The sequence below is a fragment of the Actinophytocola sp. genome (assembly GCF_036002505.1).
Taxonomy (GTDB): domain Bacteria; phylum Actinomycetota; class Actinomycetes; order Mycobacteriales; family Pseudonocardiaceae; genus DASYTH01.
This window is the reverse complement of sequence record NZ_DASYTH010000085.1, coordinates 14,059-30,584: the sequence shown is the minus strand read 5'-3', so window position 1 is coordinate 30,584 and position 16,526 is coordinate 14,059. Positions and strand designations below refer to the sequence as shown.

Here is a 16,526-nt window from a genome sequence, read left to right as displayed (position 1 = left end):
ATCATCCAGGTCGACAAACTCCCTGGTCACGCACTACCCCAACACCCCTCCAGAAGAGCCGCACCCATATCGAATGGTTCGGTGGCCCCGATGGAAACGTCGTCGCTGCCGTACTCGGTCAGTCCAGTTGTGCGATACCCGATATCGCTGTCGACGTGTCGACCGTCGGAGACGCGCATCACATCGTCCTGGCGCACGCGGATCAGCCTCCGGACCCACCCGGCGAGCCATGGACGGCTTGGCGCGCACTCCACACTGCCCCGGGCGCGCCCACGCTCGGAGCGACACCGGCCCCAAGCCTGGTTGACTCGCGGATACCGCTGCAGCGATGGGAGTCGCCTGAGATGCGCCATGCTCTGGCGGCGCGGGAGGTCAGCACCGTTTACCGGTTGTTGCGTCGCACTGGTGTGTCCCAGCGCCAGATCGCGGCGATGACGGGTCAGTCGCAGTCCGAAGTGTCGGAGATCTTGAAGGGCCGGCAGGTCATGGCCTATGACGTGCTGGCGCGGATCGCTGACGGCCTGGGTGTCCCAAGGGGATACATGGGCCTCGCATACGACGAAGTCAGGGCCGTCCGCGTCGCCAGAACGGACGAGGACAAGGTGAAACGTCGGAAACTCTTGGCGCATGCTGCCGCGGTTGCGGTCGGCGCGCATGTGCTCGACGACGCAGGCCCGGGATCATGGGTGTCCAACCCGGTGCTGACGCCCGTGCCGGAACGGATCGGGATGACCGATGTCCGCCAGGTCGTGGCCGCGACGCGCGCACTTCGTTCACTCGACTACCAGTACGGCGGCGGGTTCTGCCGCGACGCGGTGGTCGCCCAGCTTTCCTGGGCAGGGCAGATGATGGGGGCGTCGGCACCGGATCACGTGCGGAAGTCACTCCAGGCCGCTATGGCGGACCTACACAACCTGGCCGGTTGGACTTCGTTTGAGATCGGGCTGGTCGACTCCGCGCGCAACCACTTCGGGCGGGCGCTGGAACTGGCCAAGGCCGCGGACGACAACCAGCTCATAGCCGACATCCTCGACCGGATGGGCCGGGTCTACCTGCATAAAGGGTCCCACGACGACGCGGAAAAGATGTTCCAACTCAGCCGGATCGCCGCCGAGGAGGCGGGCGGTCTGACGATCTCCCGCACGGACTGAGGAGTAGACATTGACTAGCAGTACCGACGGCAACGACGACGACCGGCTGCCGCTCCGGTGGGGAGTCATCCTCCTCGGCGCGCTCGGAACGGGAGCCGTCGTCGGCTTCCTCGGCGGACCGCTGGCCGGCTTCGGCGCGGGGCTCGCGATCACGGCCCTGCTGTACAAGATCCTCGGCCACTGAACGTCGCCTGGCCGTGGAGCCGGTGGCGGGACTCGAACCCGGAACCTGTCGCTTACAAGGCGACTGCTCTGCCAATTGAGCTACACCGGCGGGGCGGGTGCCCGCGGGGTCAATCGTAGGCGGGAGTGGGGGTGAGCAGGGCGCGGAGGTGGTCGGCGCGGAGGTTGCCGCCGGTGAGAATGGTGGCGAGGAGGTCGCCGGGCAGGCCGTGGGTGGCGATGGCGGCGAGGCCCGCGGCGCCGGCGGGCTCCAGGAGGAGGCCGAGAGTGGTGGCGGCCAGGCGCATGGCGGCGAGCATGGCCTCGTCGTCGACCAGGACGATGTCGTCGACCAGGCGGTGCATGCGGGTCACGGACGCGGCGATCGGATCGTTGACGTTGATGCCCTCGGCGATGGTGTCGGCGCGGGCGGTGGGTTGCGGGCGGCCGGCGCGCCAGCTGTGCAGCATGCTGGGGGCTCCGGTGGCGCAGACGCCGACGATGCGGGTTTCCGGGGCGTGCTCCTTGACCCAGCGGGCGACGCCGGTGATCAGCGCGCCGTCGCCGACCGGGATCACGATCGTGTCGGGGCGGTGCGCGCGGAGCAGCTCGACGCCGATCGTGCCGGCGCCCTCGGCCACCTCCGGATCCAGACCGTCCTCGATGTACACCCGGCCGGCATCCCCGGCCACGTGGGCGAGGGCCGCCTGCCTGGCCTCGGTGACGTCGGCGCCGGCCTCGATCACCGTGGCGCCAAGGGATCGAATTCGGTCCAATTTGGTCGGACTGACCCCGGCCGGGGTGAACACGTCGGCCGCCATCCCCCGCGCCCGAGCCGCATAGGCAACCCCCTGGCCGAAGTTGCCCGTCGACACGCACACCACCTGCCGGGCGTCCGTCAGCTCGCCGATCCGGAACCCGGTGCCCCGACCCTTGAAACTCCGCAACGGGTTCGCCGTCTCCACCTTCACCACGACCCGCCGGCCCAGCGCCCCACACAACTGCTCGTCCACATACTGCGGACTGTTCACGAACACCGGGTCGATCACGCCAGCTGCTCGCTCGATCCGCGCCAGCGACAGATCCACTTCTGCAGATTGTATACGATGTGCATCCATGCTGACATCGTATACGAAACCCACTTACGGCATCGTGAGCACGTCCGACGCGGTCACGGTCCGTCACGTTGGTGAGCGAGCCCAACATCCGTACTCGCCAGACTCCGTCACCCGGCCGGGCATTTCCGTCCCCGGCGTGGCGTCCACACCCGACGGCGCGTCGTGCACAGGGGTCGAAATGCGGATTCGCCGTCACACCAAGGTTTCATCCACAGCACACGGCAATCGCCGGCGCGGTAGTGCACAGCCCTCCGGCGTGTCGTCCACATACCGATCCACAAGGCTGGCGCGCTACCGTGCGGCGCCCGGACGAGCGGACAACCGGCAAGGCGTTTCGGAGGACCATCCAGTGACGCGGGTCGACCAGGAGTTCAGCGACATCAGCCTGCGCGAAGCCGCCAGCTGGGCGAGCCAGCAAGCCAAGCGGCTGGCGGCGAACTTCGGCCTCGACATGACCGGCGACCGCGACCTGTTCGCGCTGGCGCAAACGGCGAAACTCGGTGAGGAGGTCGGCGAGCTGCAGGCCGAGGTGCTGGGTGCCATCAAGTACTGCCGCACGGACAAGATCGCTCAGTTTACCGAGGAAAGCCTGGCCGGCGAACTGGCCGACGTGATGGTCTGCACGATGCTCCTGGCCGAGATCCTTGACGTCGACCTGCCTCGCGCGGTGGCTACCAAGATCGGCTTCTTGCGGGAGCGCAAGTTCTAGCCGCACTTCGTGATCTTCGGCGTGTTGGCCTCTGACGTCGCCATATTGGCCCCTGGCATCGCTGTATTGGCTCGTGGCGTCGCCGAGTTGGCCCAATGCGCGGCGGGATCGCCGTCAGCTCGTGTCCCCGTCGTCGTCACCAGCCAACACACCTACGCCAGACGCCAACACAGCGACGTCCGACGCCAACACGGCGATGAGCGGTCGGGCGTGTCGATCGTATACGTTGTGCGTTATGGATACGAACGAGCAGGTCATTGCTCGGCCTGAGCCACTTCGCGCGGCGGTTTACCGGCGCGTCGTGCGGTTGATGACGAGCGGCGAGCTCGAACCTGGGCAGACGCTCACCGAAGCGGGGTTGAGCAAGACGCTGGGCGTGTCCAGAACCCCCGTCCGGGAAGCGCTTTTGCAGCTTGAGGCCGAGGGCGTGCTCCAGTCCACGCCCGCCAAGGGGTTCACCGTCCGCGAGCTCAGCACCACCGAGGCCGCCGAGCTCTTCCCCATTCTGGCCACGCTCGAGTCCCTCGCCGTCCGCATCGCCGCCAAGTCGGTCAACCTGCGGGAACTGCGCGAAATCGACGCCGAGCTCACCCTCGCCGAGGACCCGGTCACCCGCTGGCGCATGGACACCACGTTCCACGAAAAGCTGATCGAGGGCTGCCCGAACGCCAGCCTCCGCGCCCTGATCACGCGCCTGCGGGTCACCCTGTCCCGCTACGAGATCGAGTTCATGCGCCGCGCCGGCCAAGAATGGGAGCACGTCGCCGGGAGCCGGCACGCCGCCATCCTGGACGCGCTCGCCCACCACGACCTCGACGGTGTCCACGAGGCGATCGGCCGCAACTGGCAGGACAGCCTGGACGCGGTCCGCACCTGGCTGGACGCGCCGGGCTGACGGCCGAAGCCCCAGCCCGGCACGAACCCGGGCTCAGGAATGGGTGACGATCACCTCGTAGGTCGGCGAGGTGGGCGGGAACCCGGTGTCGAAGTGCGCGTTCACCGCGGCCAGCCGGTGCCCGAACAGCGCGGCCGTGGTCGGCACGTGGTACTCGGTGCTGGTGATCTCCTCGGTGAGCGTCCCGCTGGACAGGTCACCGGACAGCCGCCACTCGCTGATCTTGTTCAGGCTGTTCTGCACCACCCAGAGCCGCCGCCCGTCGAGCACCAGCCCGTCCACGTTCGGCACGTCCACCCCGGCGATCAGCGCGCTGGCACCGGTGCGCGGGTCGACCGTGATCACCTTCCCCAGCGTGGAGTGCCCGACGATCAACGTGTGCCCGGACGGCGTGGAACGGATCCCGTTGAGGTTGAACGCCCCGCTGGTGTCCGCCGCCGGACCGGACAGCGCCAGGGTGCGGAACGGCCCCGGCCGGCCGTGCACCAGCGGCACGAAGTACAGCACCGGCCGCGTCGAATCGGTGAACCAGGCGCCGAACGGGGTGAGCGTGACGTCGTTGACGAACGACGTGGCCGGGTCGGCGAGGTCGTAGCTGGCCACGGTGGCCCGGGTGCGGGTGTCGTAGACGTAGGCCTTGCCCGGACCGCCCGCCACGAACAGCAGGTCGTGCCGGGTGTCGGCGATCATGCCGACGGCCATCCGGCCGTCCGGCGCGTCGATGAGCAGTTCCGCCGTGCCCCGTCTGATGTCACCGCGGAAGATGTCGCCGCGGAACAGGTCCCCGGCGAAGAACGTGGTACCGACGCCGGCGGCGATGCCCTCCGCGCCGCTGGCCCCGGGCAGCAGGATCACCTGGTCCGCCGAGGCCGCCGCCGGCACGGCCAGTGCGACCGCGGCGAGCGCCGCCACCGGCAGGGTGACCATCCGAGCAATTCTGTGCATCTGCGCAAACTCCCGTCCGTGTGAGGAAACCCCCGTGCCATCTTGCCGTGATGGTCAACACTGCGTGAACCTCCTTGTGTGGGGCGGCATTTCCTCCGCCGTATGACTAGCCTCGGATGCGGGCCAATGGAGGAGGCACGACAAAATCGTGAGCGAGACCCCCTTCGGCAGCGCCGGGGCTGACTTCGTCGTTGTCGCCAACCGGCTGCCGGTCGACCTCGAACAGCTCCCGGACGGCACGAAACGCTGGAAGCACAGCCCGGGCGGGCTGGTCGCCGCGCTGGTTCCGTTCCTGCGCAACAACAGCGGCGCCTGGGTCGGCTGGCCCGGGGTGGCCGACGCGGAGGTGGATCCGTTCGAGGACGGGGGAATCTGGCTGCACCCGGTGTCGCTGACCGCGGCCGACATGCGCGACTACTACGAGGGTTTCTCGAACGCCACGCTCTGGCCGCTGTACCACGATGTGGTCGCCCCACCGGTGTTCGACCGGGGGTGGTGGGAGGCCTACGTCCGGGTGAACCACCGGTTCGCCGACGCCACCGCGAAGGTCGCCGCGCCGGACGCCATCGTCTGGATCCAGGACTACCAGCTGCAACTCGTCCCGGCGATGCTCCGCGAGCAGCGGCCGGACCTGCACATCGGCTTCTTCCTGCACATCCCGTTCCCGCCGACCGAGCTGTTCATGCAGCTGCCCTGGCGCGCCGAGATCATCCGCGGCCTGCTCGGCGCCGACCTGGTCGGTTTCCACCGGCCCGGCGGCGCGCAGAACTACCTGTGGCTGGCCAGACGCCTGCTCGGCCTGGATCCCAGCCGCGGCACGGTCGGGGTGCGCACCCGGCCCGGCATCGTGCAGGTCGGCGACCGCCCGGTGCGGGTCGGCGCGTTCCCGATCTCCATCGACTCGGCGAACCTGGACGCGATGGCCCGCAGCCGCGACGTCATCCAGCGCTGCCAGCAGATCCGCTCGGACCTCGGGCACCCCAAGAAGGTCATCCTCGGGGTGGACCGGCTGGACTACACCAAGGGCATCGACATCCGCCTCTACGCGCTGCAGGAGCTGCTGACCGAAGGCCGGGTCGACCCCACTGACGTGGTCATAGTCCAGCTCGCTACGCCGAGTCGAGAGCGCGTTGAGCATTACCAGAAGATGCGCAGCGATATTGAACGAATGGTGAGCCGGATCAACGGCGAGTTCGCGAGGGTGGGTCATCCGGTCGTGCACTACCTGCACCAGTCGGTGGACCGCCGCGAGCTGGCCGCGTTCTTCTCGGCCGCGGACGTCATGCTGGTCACGCCGCTGCGCGACGGGATGAACCTGGTCTGCAAGGAGTACGTGGCCTGCCGGCACGACCTCGGCGGCACCCTGGTGCTGAGCGAGTTCGCCGGCGCGGCGGCGGAGCTGACCAGCGCGTTCCTGGTGAACCCGCATGACCTGGACGGGGTCAAGAACGCGATGGAAGCCGCCCTGTCGGTGGATCCCGCGGAGGGGCGCCGTAGAATGCGCGCGCTACGACGTCAGGTGCTCACCCATGACGTCGACCGGTGGGCCCGGTCTTTCCTCGACGCCCTCGGTCCAGAGCAACCCCAGCCCTGATCGTCAAGGGAGACGGTGTTGACCGCGGAGGCCCTTACTCCTGAACTGCGGCGCGCGATCGTGCAACTCGCCCGCACCCCCCGGCTGCTGGTCGCGTGCGACTACGACGGGACCCTGGCACCGATCGTCGAGGACCCGGAACAGGCCCGGCCCTCGGCCGAGTCGGTCGGGGCGCTGCGCTCGCTCGCCGGCCTGCACGAGACCACCACCGCGGTGATCTCCGGGCGGGCGCTGCGCGACCTGGCGGCGCTGTCCCGGCTGCCCGCCGAGGTGCACCTGGTCGGCAGCCACGGCTCGGAGTTCGACATCGGGTTCGTGCACGCGCTGGACGACCGGGCGCGCGATCTGCACGTCCGGCTGGAGAACGAGCTGGAGCGGCTGACCGGCGACGCGCCCGGCGTGCACCTGGAGGTCAAGCCGGCCAGCATCGCGGTGCACACCCGGCGGGCCGACCCGGACGTCGCCGCCGCGGTGTACGCGTCTGTCCGAAGTGGACCCTGCAGGTGGGACGGCGTGCAGGTGACCGAGGGCAAGGCGGTGATCGAGCTCGCCGTGGTGCAGACCGACAAGGGCCGCGCGCTGGACGTGCTGCGGCACCAGGTCGGCGCCACCGCGGCGATGTTCCTCGGCGACGACGTGACCGACGAGAAGGCGTTCGCCCGGCTGTCCGGCCCGGACCTCGGGGTCAAGGTGGGTGAGGGCGAGTCGCTGGCCGCGTTCCGCATCCCGGACACCACCGCGGTGGCCACGGTGCTGGCGTTCCTGCTCGAGGAGCGGCGGAACTGGCTCTACGGCGGGCAGGCGCCGCCGATCGAGCGGCTGACCATGATGGCCAACGAGCGCTCGGTCGCCCTGCTCACCCCGGACGCCCGGCTCACCTGGCTCTGCCACCCGGAACCGGACTCCGCCGCGGTGTTCGCCGACCTGCTGGGCGGGCCGGCCGCCGGGCACTTCTCGATCACACCGGAGCGCGGCGGGCTGCCGCTGGGCCAGCGTTACCTGCCGGGCACGATGACCGTGGAGACCCGCTGGTCGGGGCTGCTGGTCACGGACTACCTCGACCACTACGCCACCCGGCACCGCACCGACCTGGTGCGGGTGATCTCCGGGAGCTCGCCGGCGGTCGTGGAGTTCGCGCCGCGGCCGGAGTTCGGCCAGGTGCAGGTCCGGCTGATCGCCTCCGACGACGGCCTGCGGGTGCTGGGCACCTCCGACCCGGTCGTGCTGCGCGCGCCCGGCATCCGGTGGGAGATCACCTCGGACGGCATGCACGACTCCGCGCGGGCCGTGGTCCGGCCGACCGCCGAGCAGCCGGTGGTGCTGGAACTTCGCTGCGGCACCAACGATCTCGACCCGCACGAGGTGCCGGAGCTGGAGCGGCGCGGGCGGGCGGCGGCGTTCTGGTCGGAGTGGCTGGCGACGCTGGAGCTGCCGGCGGTCGAGCGGGACCTGGTGGCGCGCTCCGCGCTGACCCTGCGCGGGCTCTGCCACGGCGAGACCGGCGCGGTCATGGCCGCGGCCACCACGTCACTGCCCGAGGAGATCGGTGGCATCCGCAACTGGGACTACCGGTACTGCTGGCTGCGGGACGCCTCGATGACGGCGAGGGCGTTGGTGTCACTGGGGTCCACCGCCGAGGCCGAGGCGTTCCTCGGCTGGCTGCACGGCGTGCTCGCGACGCTGCCGGGCCCGGAGTTCCTGCACCCGCTGTACACCATCGCCGGCACCACGCTGCCGGTCGAGGCCGTCGTCGACACCCTGCCCGGGTATGCCGGCTCCCGCCCGGTGCGCGTCGGCAACCTGGCCAACCAGCAGGTGCAGCTGGACGTGTTCGGTCCGGTGGTGGATCTCGTGGCGGCGCTGTCGGAGGTGCGCGGCAAGCTCACCGACGACGACTGGCGCATGGTCGGCGCCATGGCCGAGGCGGTGACCCGGCGCTGGCAGGAGCCCGACCACGGCATCTGGGAGGAGCGCCACCGCCCCCGGCACCACGTGTACTCCAAGGTCATGTGCTGGCTGACCATCGACCGGGCCATCAAGCTCGCCGACACCCATGGCCGCCCGATGAACCCCACCTGGCCGGCCCTCCGCGAGGGCATCGCCGACGACGTGCTCAGCCGCGGCTGGAACAAGGAGGTCCGCTCGTTCACCACGGCCTACGACGGCGACGACCTCGACGCCGCCACCCTGCTGATCGGCATGGTCGGCCTCATCGACCCCACCGACGACCGGTTCCAGTCCACGGTCACCGCCATCGAGGCGGAGCTCCGCAGCGGCTCCACCGTCTACCGCTACCACCGCGACGACGGCCTGCCCGGCAACGAGGGCGGTTTCCACCTCTGCGCCGCCTGGATGATCGAGGCCTACCTGCTCACCGGCCGCCGCGCCGAAGCCGAGGACCTGTTCGCCCAGATCGTCGACGCCGCCGGCCCCACCGGCCTCCTCCCCGAGGAGTACGACCCCATCGCCGAACGCTCCCTCGGCAACCACCCCCAGGCCTACTCCCACCTCGGCCTCATCCGCTGCGCCCAACTCCTCTCCGGCGGAGCGTGACGATCTTTCGCGGGATGACGTTGCGCTGGTGTCTGGTTTCGGCGGTATACCGCGACGGCCTTGCGGGAGCTTCGCCACACGCCGTCCGGGCCCTGGACTGCCTCCAACCTCACGCGCTGTGCGGCTTGCCGCAGCGCGGCGAGGCAACTCGGCGTACCCGCGCGCTTCGTTGTACTCCTTGAGCGGCTTCGCTCCGACAGCTAGCCCAAGGCCGTTCAGTCAGGGCCTGCAGATCATCAACACGCCGACAAGCGGTCATGATCGCTGGCATGGGATGTTCACGCTCGGATATGAGCGTGAACATCCCAAACACCGATCATGGTCCCCCAGCACCGGAACCGAGTGGTTCGTTCGTCCCTGACCAGGCCGTACCACGCCATCGCACCGTGATCAGCGAAATGATCAAGTTGTTTGGGACACGCCGGACGGCAAGCGGCAACCCGGTGACACACCAGCGACCCGCCGTACCTCACGGCCTTGCGGCCAGCCCCTGGTCGAGAAGGATTTGCACCTCACGTGGCACCAGCGTGTCGCCTTCGAGCGCGGTGGAGTGGCGCTCTCCCCGACCGGCCATTCCACCTACCCAATGTTGATACATCTGACGAACGCCTAATTGAACTTATCAACTAACATGCCGCGCCGGTGCCGACGCGACCGGTCGGCGAACCTGATGCCGGAACGGTTCGGCGCGAACCGGGCAAGTACCGGTGTGACGATGGCGAGCGTGAACGGCGGCCACCATCCCGATCTCTCCGGTCGGGATGGTGGCGCCGCGCTTACCCGGCTCTACGACGACCACGCCGAGGACCTGCACCGGTACCTGGCCCGGCGCCTCGACCCGGCCACCGCCGACGACCTGGTGGCCGAGACGTTCCTGACCGCCTGGCAGCAGCGCCACCGCTACCGCCCCGACCTCGGCAGCGCCCGGGCCTGGCTGTTCGGCATCGCGACGAACCTGCTGCGCCGGCACGCCCGCGCGGAAGCCCGGGCCTGGCACGCGCTGGCCCGGGACGGCGGCCGCCGGCGCACCGACACCGACGGTCCGGACACCGTGGCCGCCCGCCGGGTCGACGCGGATGCGCAGGCTCAGCGGCTCGCCGAGGCGCTGGCCGGGCTGCGTGCCGAGGAGCGCGACGTGCTGCTCCTCGTCGCCTGGGCCGGCCTGCAGCCCGTCGAGGTCGTTCGCGGCCGGCCGCGCCCGCCTGCACACGATGATCGGCGAAACACCGGTGGCCGGCGCCGGAGCCGTGGCACCCGAACCCGTGGTCGTCGCCCTGCCGCCGAGCCCCCGACGCCGCAGCCCACCCACGCCCTGGCTGGTGGCGAGCACACCGACCACGCCGGCACCGGAGGCGGAGACCTACCTGCCGGACGGTCCGTTGCCGGCCAAGCCGGCCCGGCCGCTGAACCCGGCCGGAAACCTCGCCGCGAAGGCGTCCGACGTCACGCTGAAACCCGGCGAGGTGCTGTACATCAAGAACGCCACCACGTCCCCGCCGTCCGACCTCTGCCCAGACGGGGCCCTGACCTACGAGTACTGGGTTCCGCGCGACCGCAACGCCCCGTGGCTGCTCAAGCGGACAGCCACTGGAGACGTCAAGGGCGGCCGCGACGAGCAGCGGGTGAACGGCGGGAAGTTCGAGGGCAACACCTACGAGGTGCCGGACGACTCGGCCTGGTCGCCGTCGCCCAACAACGTCGCGGCCCTGTCCCGCGACCCCGCGGTGCTGTACGAGAAGCTCCGCGCCGAGGTCAACGCCACCCCACCGGCCGGCGCACCGAAACGCCCCGACCTGACCCCCGCGGCCCGCGCGGCGGACATCGTCTTCACGCTGCTCGCCGACCCGTCCACCACCGTGCCGGCGGACCTGCGGGCGGCGGTGCTGCGCACGCTCGGCCTCCTCCCCGGAATCACCGTCCGGTTCGCCGACGGCCGGCCGGCGGTCATCGTGAGCTGGCAGCTCCGGGGCGGCCAGTCACGCACCGAGTTGGTGCCCGACCCGGCCACCGCGCGGCCGATCATGTACCAGGACGTCGCCACCGCGCCGGTCCACGGTGTGCCACCCGGGCAGGCGATCTGGAGCTCGGTCAGCAACCATGCCGTCGTGCACGCGCTGGGCCAGCGTCCCTAGAAGACCGTATCCAGGCACAGGGAGAGGGCACTGCCCAGGTCGGGAACGACGTGGGCAGTGATCCCGTCCGGGAGCTTGCCGGCGTCCGGCGGGACGAGCGCCCGGGTGAAGCCGAGGCGGGCGGCCTCGGCGAGCCGGGTGCGCACCCCGCTCACCCGCCGGACCTCGCCGGCCAACCCCACCTCGCCGAGCACCACGAGGTTCGGCGGCAGCACGAACTCCTGGGCCGCGGAGGCGATCGCCAGCGCGATGGCGAGGTCGGCGGCGGGCTCGACGATCCGCATGCCGCCGACCGTCGCGGCGAACACGTCCGCGTCGGCGAGCCGGATCTTGCCGCGCCGCTGCAGCACGGCCAGCACCATGGCCACCCGCGCGGAGTCCAGCCCGCTCACCGCGCGCCGCGGGGTGCCGAGCACGGAGCCCGCCACCAGCGCCTGAACCTCCCCCACCAGTGGCCGCTTTCCTTCCACCGCAACGGTGATCGCGGTGCCGGGCACGCCGGTCTCGCGCCGGTTGAGGAACAGCCCCGACGGGTCCGGCACCCCGACGATGCCGTCGTCCACCAGCTCGAAGCAGCCGACCTCGTCCGCCGGCCCGAACCGGTTCTTGACGCCACGCACCATCCGCAGCGCCGAGTGCCGGTCGCCCTCGAACTGCAGCACCACGTCCACCAGGTGCTCGAGCACCCGCGGCCCGGCGATCGAACCGTCCTTGGTGACGTGCCCGACCAGCACCACCGGCAGCCCGCGCTCCTTGGCCAGCGCCACCAGCGCCGCGGTCACGGCCCGGACCTGGGTGACGCCGCCCTGCGTGCCGTCCACCTCGGCGGAGGCCAGCGTCTGCACCGAGTCGATCACCAGCAGCCCGGGCTGGACGGCGTCGATGTGCCCGAGCACGGCCGCGAGGTCGCTCTCCGCGGCCAGGAACATCGCCTCGTGCACGTTGCCGGTGCGCTCGGCCCGCAGCCGCACCTGCCCGGCCGACTCCTCACCGGTGACGTACAGCGACGGCCCGCCCGCGCCGTCCCGCGCCGCCCAGCGGAACGCCACCTCGAGCAGCAGCGTCGACTTGCCGACGCCGGGCTCGCCGGCCAGCAGCACCACCGCGCCGGGCACCATGCCGCCGCCGAGCACCCGGTCCAGCTCGGGCACCCCGGTGCGCCGGGCCCGGGCCGTCTCCACGTCCACCTCGGCGATCGGCCGCGCAGGCGTGCCGACCGGGCCCGCGGTGATCCTGGCTAGCGCCGCCCGCGGCACGCCGGCCTCCTCGAGCGTGCCCCACGCCTGGCATTCCGGGCACCGGCCCACCCACTTGGCCTCCGTGTGCCCGCACTCGCCGCAGCGGTACCGGGGATGCGCGTTCTTCGCCACGGCCCGCACGCTACGGCCGCGCCCCGACAAAACCGTGGGCGACGCGCGTGATCAGCCGACAGGCCTGGCCTAGATGCCTCGAAGGCCGCGTTCGGGGCGTTGAACGTCAGAGCCCTTGATGTGAGTGTGGGCCTCGGTGCACTGGTCGGCCAGGTATTCCAGTGGCTCCGCTGTCGTGCGATGAAGGGGGCCTTGGTCACGGTGAGCGTGACGAAGGCCCCCTTCGTCGCACTCACTCCACAGTGGACACTGAGGTATCGCCGAGGTCCCGCACCACCGGCACACCATCGGCCTTGGGTAGTACGTCCTGAGCCACTGCTTAAACGATCTTGAATCGGCCCTGGCCCCCTGACCCGGTGGCGTGCGGACGTGGTCAGGCGAGCGCCAACTGCGCCCTCAAGTCCCCAGCATTGGCACCGAACGTCCCGAAGGCGGCCTTCAGGGCATCGCCACTCGTCTAGCCGGCAGACCGCTCGCCGGTCGCCTTCGGCCGTGGAGTGGTGGGATTGGCGATCGGCAGCTCCACGGTGACCGAGCCGGCCTTGCGGAACACGAACGTCACCGGGTAGGTCCGGCCCGACGCGAGCGGGCCGCTGAGTCCATTGAGGACGATCGTGGCCTTGCCGATGTCGTCCGGCCGCAGGCTGGTCGTGGTCGGTGCCGGAGCGCTGCTGGACCCGGAGGTGGGCACCGCGGACGAGGAGCCCGGCCGGGTCGTGGTGGTCACGGCCGGAGCGGACGGCGGCGCGGCGGTCCGGCCGGGCGTGCCGACCTGGATGGCCCGGCGGGCCGGCAGGTTGCGGTCGCCGGTGATCTCCACGTCCCCGGCCACCGGGCTGCTCACCTCCACCAGCTCGTCGTCGCCGGAGCCGGTGTTGACGATGGTGACGATCAGCGGGGCGCTGCCGCCGGCCGGGAAGGTGCCGTCCGGCGGGTAGGCGAACTGCGCGTCCCGGATCAGGACCGGCCCGGCCTGGCCGAAGTTGCCGTTCACCGCGGGCTCGACCTCGGTCTGCACGTTCTGGCCCGCACTGCACCCGGCCACCACGAGTGCCGCGACGAGACCGGCGAGCCCCGGAACGAGACGCCGGCGACGGATCGGCTCCTGCGGGGCACGGCTCACGGTCGGGTTCCCTTCCTCAGCGCTGCGGCCATCCACGGGCGGAAGGGTAGCCGGGAGCCGGTCCGTGGCTGGCACAAGGTCACCGGTGGCGGCCATCCGGGATCCGCTATGGATCTTCAAAGATGATCACAGCCGGCCGGAATCACATTTACCAGACAGACGGATGCACGTGCGCCGGGGGTTTGTCAACCCCTCGTTGCTCCGTTCGCGCCCGGGTTGACCTGCGGTTACCCGCCGCGGGTCGGTTTCAGCGAGCCTCCAGCACGTGTTAAGATGGACGTAGCGAAAGGGGCAGAGGACACATGGTTTTCAAGGTCGGAGAGACCGTCGTCTACCCGCACCACGGTGCCGCACTCATCGAAGCAATCGAGACCCGCGTGATCAAGGGCGAGGAGAAGAAGTACCTCGTCCTCAAGGTAGCGCAAGGTGATCTCACGGTTCGCGTCCCCGCTGACAACGCCGAGATCGTCGGCGTGCGCGACGTCGTGGGCCAGGAGGGTCTCAACCGCGTCTTCGATGTCCTGCGGGCTCCCCACACCGAGGAGCCGACGAACTGGTCACGCCGCTACAAGGCCAACCTCGAGAAGCTCGCCTCCGGCGACGTGAACAAGGTGGCCGAGGTAGTACGCGACCTGTGGCGACGTGAGAAGGACCGCGGACTGTCCGCTGGCGAGAAGCGGATGCTGGCCAAGGCCAGGCAGATCCTGGTCAGCGAACTGGCCCTGGCCGAAGGTACCGACGAGGACAAGGCCGAGGTCATCCTCGACGAGGTCCTTGGCACCGCCGTGGTCTGAGCGCTCCTCTGACCGGATCCCGACCCGGGCTCGACGATGAGCGTGGTCGCGCTCGTGCCCGCCGCCGGGCGAGGTGAACGTCTCGGCGAGAGTGTGCCCAAGGCGTTGGTTCCGGTTCGTGGAGTGCCGTTGCTGGTGCACGCCGTACGTGGCCTGCTTTCCGCGCGCGGTCGAGGGTCCACCGGTTGTGTGTGGCGTGTCGTCGTCGCGGCGCCAGTGTCCGATGTGGACACGGCGCGGAATGCGCTGGCGGCGGCCGGGCTTCCGGCTCTGGTCGTGGCGGGCGGTTCCAGCCGGACGGAGTCGGTGCGGCTCGCCCTCGATGCCGCTGGTGATGCCACGATCGTGCTCGTGCACGACGCGGCTCGGGCGTTCACCCCGCCCGAGATCATCTACAACGTGGTCAGCGCGGTGACTGCCGGCGCGCCGGCCGTGATCCCGGTGCTTCCGGTGGCGGACACGGTCAAGCGGGTCGACGCTTCCGGCATGGTGGTGGGCACCCCGGACCGGTCCGAGCTGCGCGTCGTGCAGACGCCGCAGGGCTTCGCCGCGGACGTGCTGCGCCGCGCCTATGCCACCTACCCCGACGACTCCACCACCGACGACGCCGGCCTGGTCGAACGCCTCGGCGTCCCGATCACCACCATCCCGGGCCACCCGTTCGCGATGAAGATCACCACATCGTTCGATCTCGCCCTCGCCGAAACGATGTTCCCCGGATGAGCGCGGTACTCGACTTGTCGCGGGTACTTCCCACGACAAGTGCGTCCTGTCGCGGGTACTTCCCACGACAAGTCGGACTGACGTCGGCGGAGTTGTCGTGAGGGTGGGGATCGGCACGGACGTGCATCCGTTCGAGGCCGGGCGGGAGTGCTGGATCGCCGGGCTGTGCTGGGAAAACCTCGACGGCTGCGCCGGGCATTCCGACGGCGACGTGGCCGCGCACGCGCTGTGCGACGCGCTGCTGTCGGCGGCCGGGCTGGGCGACGTCGGCGCCGTGTTCGGCACCGGTGACCCGCGCTGGGCCGGTGCGCACGGTGTGGACCTGCTGGCCGAGGTGCGCCGCCGGATCGAGACCACCGGCTACCGGGTGGGCAACGCCGCGGTGCAGGTCATCGGCAATCATCCGCGCATCGGCACCCGCCGCGACGAGGCGGAGAAGGTGCTCTCCGACGCCGTCGGCGGCCCGGTCTCCGTCTCCGGCACGACCACCGACGGCCTCGGGCTCACCGGCCGTGGCGAGGGTCTCGCCGCCGTCGCCACCGCACTGCTGCTGCCTTCCGTAGGTTGACTGGTGTGAGCATTCGCGGCGTCCTGTTCGACTTCTCCGGCACCCTCTTCCACCTCGAGCCCGCGCCCGGCTGGTTCGACGGCTTGGCGCTGGACCGGGCGAAGATCATCGACGTGCTGACCTCGCCGGCATCCTCCGGGTACCTGCCCGAGGAACTGAGGGACGCGTGGGAGCGCCGCGACCTCGACCCGGACGTCCACCGGACGGTCTACCTGACGGCCCTGCGCGCGGCCGCCCCCGGCGTGCCCGACGAGGTCCTCACCGGGATCTACGAGCGGGTGCCGGCCGCCGAGTCGTGGCTGCCCTATCCGGACACTCTCGACGCACTGCGCGGCCTGCGCACCGCGGGCCTCCCGGTGGCGGTGATCAGCAACATCCCCTGGGACATCCGGGATGTGTTCCGCCGCAACGGGATGCACGAGCTGGTCGCCGAGTACCTGCTGTCCTACGCCGAGGGCGTGATGAAGCCGGATCCGAAGATCTTCCTGGCCGCCTGCGAACGGATCGGCGTCGCTCCCGAGGACACCCTGATGATCGGGGACAGCGACGTCGCTGACGGCGGAGCCACGCGGATCGGCTGCCGGTTCGCCATTGTCGAGCGCATTCCGCCGGCCACCCGCCCGGGCGCCCTGCTGTCCGCTCTTCGAGCACATCGCGTGCTGCCGTGATTCGACGCCCACGTACCATTT

14 protein-coding genes, 1 tRNA gene and 2 pseudogenes are annotated in these 16,526 nt (G+C 70.4%); 12 read left to right on the top strand and 5 right to left on the bottom strand.

The genetic code is table 11. From position 1 onward, the window contains the following. Positions 1–344: 344 nt before the first annotated feature. Both VGR06_RS06665 and VGR06_RS06660 read left to right on the top strand, forming a co-directional pair. Positions 345–1,124 (top strand): annotated as a pseudogene (locus VGR06_RS06665) (helix-turn-helix transcriptional regulator); the annotation flags it as partial. 37 nt (positions 1,125–1,161) lie between these two features. Further along, positions 1,162–1,335, top strand: a complete 174-nt coding sequence (locus VGR06_RS06660; RefSeq protein WP_327558077.1) for a hypothetical protein — start codon at positions 1,162–1,164, stop codon at positions 1,333–1,335. Positions 1,336–1,349: 14 nt separating this feature from the next. Here the strand turns inward: VGR06_RS06660 and VGR06_RS06655 are convergent. Together VGR06_RS06655 and VGR06_RS06650 are read right to left on the bottom strand one after the other, a co-directional pair. Further along, positions 1,350–1,425: transfer RNA gene (locus VGR06_RS06655), tRNA-Thr, on the bottom strand. A 19-nt stretch (positions 1,426–1,444) separates the two neighbouring features. Next, positions 1,445–2,401 carry a threonine ammonia-lyase gene (locus VGR06_RS06650; RefSeq protein ID WP_327558076.1) on the bottom strand — a complete coding sequence of 319 codons (957 nt, stop codon included), beginning with the start codon at positions 2,399–2,401 and terminating at the stop codon, positions 1,445–1,447. Positions 2,402–2,780: 379 nt separating this feature from the next. On the opposite strand from VGR06_RS06650, the gene VGR06_RS06645 reads away from it, so the two are divergent. Then, positions 2,781–3,140 carry a hypothetical protein gene (locus tag VGR06_RS06645; protein WP_327558075.1) on the top strand — a complete coding sequence of 120 codons (360 nt, stop codon included), beginning with the start codon at positions 2,781–2,783 and terminating at the stop codon, positions 3,138–3,140. 196 nt (positions 3,141–3,336) lie between these two features. Beyond that, a complete protein-coding gene (locus VGR06_RS06640) occupies positions 3,337–4,035 on the top strand; it encodes a GntR family transcriptional regulator (RefSeq protein ID WP_327558074.1) in 699 nt (232 codons plus the stop codon). Between the two features lie 33 nt (positions 4,036–4,068). On the opposite strand, the gene VGR06_RS06635 is transcribed toward VGR06_RS06640, so the two are convergent. Continuing rightward, complete coding sequence (locus tag VGR06_RS06635) at positions 4,069–4,962, bottom strand: hypothetical protein (protein WP_327558073.1); 894 nt, start codon at positions 4,960–4,962, stop codon at positions 4,069–4,071. Positions 4,963–5,128: 166 nt separating this feature from the next. Here VGR06_RS06635 and VGR06_RS06630 point away from each other — a divergent pair, with 166 nt between their 5' ends. From VGR06_RS06630 to VGR06_RS06615, 4 genes and pseudogenes are all read left to right on the top strand, one after another. Then, complete coding sequence (locus VGR06_RS06630; RefSeq protein WP_327558072.1) at positions 5,129–6,574, top strand: trehalose-6-phosphate synthase; 1,446 nt, start codon at positions 5,129–5,131, stop codon at positions 6,572–6,574. Between the two features lie 18 nt (positions 6,575–6,592). Then, entirely contained in the window at positions 6,593–9,127 is a 2,535-nt protein-coding gene (gene otsB / locus VGR06_RS06625) for a trehalose-phosphatase (protein WP_327558071.1), read from the top strand. A 631-nt stretch (positions 9,128–9,758) separates the two neighbouring features. Beyond that, a pseudogene (locus VGR06_RS43815) lies at positions 9,759–10,244 on the top strand (RNA polymerase sigma factor); the annotation flags it as partial. 202 nt (positions 10,245–10,446) lie between these two features. Then, a complete protein-coding gene (locus VGR06_RS06615) occupies positions 10,447–11,259 on the top strand; it encodes a hypothetical protein (RefSeq protein WP_327558069.1) in 813 nt (270 codons plus the stop codon). Here the strand turns inward: VGR06_RS06615 and radA are convergent. Then, positions 11,256–12,629: a DNA repair protein RadA gene (gene radA, locus VGR06_RS06610; protein WP_327558068.1), complete on the bottom strand. Its 1,374-nt coding sequence runs from the start codon at positions 12,627–12,629 to the stop codon at positions 11,256–11,258. The genes VGR06_RS06615 and radA overlap by 4 nt on opposite strands. Positions 12,630–13,086: 457 nt before the next feature. Further along, a complete protein-coding gene (locus VGR06_RS06605) occupies positions 13,087–13,788 on the bottom strand; it encodes a hypothetical protein (RefSeq protein ID WP_327558067.1) in 702 nt (233 codons plus the stop codon). A gap of 266 nt (positions 13,789–14,054) precedes the next feature. Here VGR06_RS06605 and VGR06_RS06600 point away from each other — a divergent pair, with 266 nt between their 5' ends. The 4 genes from VGR06_RS06600 (at position 14,055) to VGR06_RS06585 (ending at position 16,505) form a co-directional block, all read left to right on the top strand. After that, positions 14,055–14,546: a CarD family transcriptional regulator gene (locus VGR06_RS06600; protein ID WP_325157921.1), complete on the top strand. Its 492-nt coding sequence runs from the start codon at positions 14,055–14,057 to the stop codon at positions 14,544–14,546. 36 nt (positions 14,547–14,582) lie between these two features. Beyond that, positions 14,583–15,269, top strand: coding sequence for a 2-C-methyl-D-erythritol 4-phosphate cytidylyltransferase (ispD, locus tag VGR06_RS06595; protein WP_327558066.1), 687 nt, complete (start codon positions 14,583–14,585; stop codon positions 15,267–15,269). 97 nt (positions 15,270–15,366) lie between these two features. Beyond that, entirely contained in the window at positions 15,367–15,837 is a 471-nt protein-coding gene (gene ispF / locus VGR06_RS06590; protein ID WP_327558065.1) for a 2-C-methyl-D-erythritol 2,4-cyclodiphosphate synthase, read from the top strand. A gap of 5 nt (positions 15,838–15,842) precedes the next feature. Continuing rightward, positions 15,843–16,505: an HAD-IA family hydrolase gene (locus VGR06_RS06585; protein WP_327558064.1), complete on the top strand. Its 663-nt coding sequence runs from the start codon at positions 15,843–15,845 to the stop codon at positions 16,503–16,505. Positions 16,506–16,526: the final 21 nt, after the last annotated feature.